7 protein-coding genes are annotated in these 3,820 nt (G+C 71.6%); 6 read left to right on the forward strand and 1 reads right to left on the reverse strand.

The annotated features are described in order from the left end of the window. The 6 genes from WA805_RS26025 to WA805_RS26050 all read left to right on the forward strand — a co-directional run. On the forward strand, nt 1-295 hold a 295-nt coding region (locus WA805_RS26025; RefSeq protein WP_425243668.1), incomplete at its 5' end, for an AAA family ATPase. A 5-nt stretch (nt 296-300) separates the two neighbouring features. Further along, on the forward strand, nt 301-1,050 hold the full coding sequence (locus tag WA805_RS26030; protein ID WP_422280230.1) for a hypothetical protein: 750 nt from the start codon (nt 301-303) through the stop codon (nt 1,048-1,050). A 22-nt stretch (nt 1,051-1,072) separates the two neighbouring features. After that, on the forward strand, nt 1,073-1,570 hold the full coding sequence (locus WA805_RS26035) for a helix-turn-helix transcriptional regulator (RefSeq protein WP_422339524.1): 498 nt from the start codon (nt 1,073-1,075) through the stop codon (nt 1,568-1,570). Next, the gene (locus WA805_RS26040; RefSeq protein ID WP_424559075.1) at nt 1,567-2,049 is read left to right on the forward strand and encodes a VOC family protein; all 483 of its coding nucleotides are present in this window, start codon (nt 1,567-1,569) and stop codon (nt 2,047-2,049) included. Before WA805_RS26035 ends, WA805_RS26040 begins: the two co-directional genes overlap by 4 nt. 157 nt (nt 2,050-2,206) lie before the next feature. After that, nucleotides 2,207-2,545 carry a hypothetical protein gene (locus WA805_RS26045; protein ID WP_422285585.1) on the forward strand — a complete coding sequence of 113 codons (339 nt, stop codon included), beginning with the start codon at nt 2,207-2,209 and terminating at the stop codon, nt 2,543-2,545. A gap of 93 nt (nt 2,546-2,638) precedes the next feature. Further along, nucleotides 2,639-3,373, forward strand: coding sequence for a DUF1707 SHOCT-like domain-containing protein (locus tag WA805_RS26050; protein ID WP_424563941.1), 735 nt, complete (start codon nt 2,639-2,641; stop codon nt 3,371-3,373). A gap of 7 nt (nt 3,374-3,380) precedes the next feature. On the opposite strand, the gene WA805_RS26055 is transcribed toward WA805_RS26050, so the two are convergent. After that, on the reverse strand, nt 3,381-3,704 hold the full coding sequence (locus WA805_RS26055) for a cupin domain-containing protein (protein ID WP_422285587.1): 324 nt from the start codon (nt 3,702-3,704) through the stop codon (nt 3,381-3,383). Between the last annotated feature and the right edge of the window lie 116 nt (nt 3,705-3,820).

Below are 3,820 nucleotides of genomic sequence, written 5' to 3' on the forward strand. Positions count from 1 at the left end.
CATCGCGGCGGCGCTGCTCGGCGACCCCGGTGTGCTGCTGCTCGACGAGCCGGTCAACGGGCTCGACCCGGCGGGGGTGCGCTGGATCAGGGACCTGATCAGGTCGCTGGCCGCCCGCGGCCGGACCGTGTTCGTCTCCAGCCACCTGATCAGCGAGATGGCGCTGACCGCCGACCGGCTGCTGGTGATCGGCGGCGGCCGGCTGCTCGCGGACACGACCGTCGGGGCGCTGACGGCGCGGGGCGGCGGGTCGCTCGAAGAGGGGTTCTTCGGGCTCACGGAAGGGATTCGGTGATCTCAGTGGACACGCGCTACGGATTCCGGGAGGCCGCCCGGATGGAATGGATCAAGCTGCGGTCGCTGCGTTCGACGCGGTGGGTGCTGGCGGGCGGGATGGTCGCGACCGTTGCCCTCGGCGTCGTCGCCGGCTACAACACGCGCAGCGTGACCGGCGACCCGACCAGCAACGTGCTGGCCGGCGCCCTCGTCGGCCAGGTGATCACCGGCGTGCTCGGCGTGCTGGCCATGACCAGCGAGTACTCCTCCGGCCTCGTCCGGGTCACGTTCGCCGCGATGCCGCGGCGGGGGCTGGTGCTGGCCGCCAAGGCTGTTGTCTTCGGCGCGGTCTGCCTGGCCGCCGGGGAGATCACGGTCGTCGCGTCGTTCCTCGGCGGGATGGCCGCGCTGCGGTCGTCGGTGCCGCACCCGTCCCTGAGCGACCCCGCGGTGCTGCGCGCGGTCCTGATGACCGGCGCCTACCTGGCCCTCACGGGGCTGGCCGGGCTCGGCATCGGCGCGATCCTCCGGCACGGCGCGGCCGCGGTCGGCGTGCTCGTCGGCGGCCTGTTCGTGCTCCCGCTCATCACCGGCGCGGCGTCCCGTGCGACCGGGAAGTTCATGCCAGAGCTGATCGCGGGGAACTCGCTCGCGGCCGTCAAGCCCGTGGCGGGATTCACCTGGTCGCCCTGGCTGGAGCTCGGCATCGTGGCGCTGTATCCGGCCGCGCTGCTGGCCGCTGGCGGCTGGCTGCTGGTCCACCGCGACGCGTGACGTTCGGGTTAGGCTCCGGCTTGTGACCTACCGGAAGGCGGACGTCAGCTCGCTGCGGATGCTGCGGAAGGCGCGGGACAGGATCGACAGGGACTACCGCGAGGAGATCGCGATCGCGGCGCTGGCCAGCGACGCGGGGTACTCGCGGGAGCACTTCATCCGCGCCTTCCGCGCGGCGTACGGGGATACCCCCGGGCGCTACCGGACGCGGCGGCGGGTGGAACGGGCGCGGGAACTGCTGCGTTCCGCCAACCTGACCGTGACCGAGATCTGCTACCTGGTCGGCTTCAGCAGCGTGGGCACGTTCAGCAGCCGGTTCAGCGAGCAGACCGGCATGTCCCCGACGCGGTATCGGACGGAGGCCGCGGCGCGGGGCGGTCCGGCGCCGATACCCGGCTGTTTCGCGCTGATGTGGGAGACCGGGCTGCCGGACGGCCCCGCGCCCGCGCCCGCGGCCGGGCAAGACCGCACTTCCGGAGAAGCCGGCGACCCGGCCGGCGGCGTACCGTCTGGCACATGATCAACGGAATAGACATCGTGTCGGTCTGGGTGCTCGACCAGGATTCGGCCAAGGAGTTCTACACGGAGAAACTCGGCTTCGAGCTCACCACCGACATCAAGCTCGACAACGGCATGCGCTGGCTCACCGTCCAGCCGCCGGGGAACACCGGCCAGCACTTCCTGCTGATGGACCCGTCGCATTCCATGCTCGACGAGCAGACCGCGGCCGCTGTCCGCGGCCTGGTGGCGAAGGGCGCGCTGTCCCCCGGCGTCATGGCGACGTCCGACTGCCGGGGCGACTACGAGACGCTGGTGAAGCGCGGCGTCGAGTTCACCTCGCCGCCCGCCGAGCGGCCCTACGGGATCGAGGCCATCCTGCGGGACGATTCGGGAAACTGGTTCAGCTTCACCCAGCGGAAACAACAGTGGTCGTTACCCAGGGCGCTGACGGGGGCTAAGGTGCTGCCGGGATCGCGGCTGGCGGCCGCCCTGAACTGAGCGGAACCGCCTGTGCCTGGCGGCCGCCAGCGTGGCTCGCGGCGCTGTCGAGAGTAATTTCGTATAGTGGTTTCACATGGAACACGCGTTTGACAAACGAACAGGTTTCCGGCAGTGTTGACCCCAACGCGAGAGGTCTAGAAAGAGGGGTCGAATAATGGGCCAGAAGACTGTCCGGTTCAGCGATCTGAGCGGCCAGCTCATCATGCGGGAGGACTCGCTGGCGCGCATCGTGATCCACGAGCACCCCGACCTCGGCGACGGGCCGGTGGAGATCGAGGCGCTCGCGGACGAGGCACTGGGCCTGGAGAAGGACACGCTGCGGGTGGCGGTGCTCGACCTGTACCTGCCGGGCGAGGACCTGCCGCGGCGCGTCACGATGGACGCCGACGCGTTCGGGGCCATGGTGACCGAGAAGCCGGTGGGCGAGATGCTGGCCGCCGCGCGGCCGGTCAAGCGCGCCGGGCGGCCGCGGCTGGCGCGGGCCGCGGGGTAACCCAGCGTAGCTGGGCGTCCATGCTGGGCGTCTGTGCTGCGCCCATGCTGGCGTCCGTAGCGGGCGGCAATCCGGTGTCCTACAGTTTGTCCTATGGCGGACCCCCAACCGAGCGATCGCGGCCTTGCCCCGACGGCCGTCCCTAGCGTCCCAGACGCCCCTAGCGCCCCTAGCGCCCCCAGCGCCCCGGGCACGCTGCGCGCGTCGCACGCGGATCGTGACCTGGTGGTCGAGCAGCTCCGGGTGGCCGCGGGCGACGGACGGCTGTCCCCCGAGGAGCTGGACGAACGGCTGGAACTGGCGCTGACCGCCCGGACGTACGCCGAGCTGGCTGCGCTCGTCGCCGACCTGCCCGCCGCCGGGACGGCCGTGTCGCCGGCGTCCCTGTCACCGACGTCGCTGTCGCCCGTGGTGGCCCCCTCCGCCCCGAAGGACCTGATCCGGCTGCACTGCTCGAGCGGTCGGGCGGAGCGCCGCGGGCGCTGGGTCGTCCCGAACCGGATGGATCTCAAAGTCTCCAGCGGCCACATCACGCTGGACTTCACGGAGGCCGTGATCCTGCAGCGGATGCTGCACATCGACGCCGACGTCCGCAGCGGGCACATCACGCTGATCACCAAGCCGGGCATCGTGGTGGACGCCGACGACGTGACCGTGCGCAACGGTCGCGTCCAGGTGCGCGCGCCGTGGGGCACGGACGTGCCCGAGCTGCTGCGGATCGACGTCACGGGCAAGTGCGGCAGCGGGCACATCAGCGCGCGGCCGCCGCGCCGGTCGTTCTGGCAGTGGCTGCGCCGCGCCCCGCGCCCCTACGCGATCGCGGCGTGACGGCAGGTCAGGGACGTCCCGTGTACGCGGGAGCGAAGAATACGAGGACGGTCAGGTCCTCGGTGACGTCGTGGAAGCGATGGTCCTCACCGGCCGGGACGAAGAGCGTCCTGCCAGGGACTGCGTCGATCGTGCGGCCGCCGGCGCTGAAAGTGCCGCGGCCGCTCAGCACGACGTAGATCTCGTCTTCGGCGTGCGGCTCCTGGTCGTCCACCGCGCCGGCCGGGATCGAATAGGTCCCCACGCTGAGCGCCGGTACCCGCAGCTGCTCCACGTACCGGGCGGTGCCGTCCGGGGCCGGGAGGAACCGCCCTGCGTCAACGATCTCCATGGGGCAATTGTGCCTGCCTCGTGTCAGGCGCGGGCGGGGTCGCTCTCTGCGGCGGGTTCGGCGGGGCCGGCCTTGTCCTCGCCGGCGGCGCCCTGCCCGGCCGAGCTGGCGTCGGT

Origin of the sequence: Trebonia sp. (assembly GCF_049794275.1) — a bacterium.
Taxonomy (GTDB): domain Bacteria; phylum Actinomycetota; class Actinomycetes; order Streptosporangiales; family Streptosporangiaceae; genus Trebonia.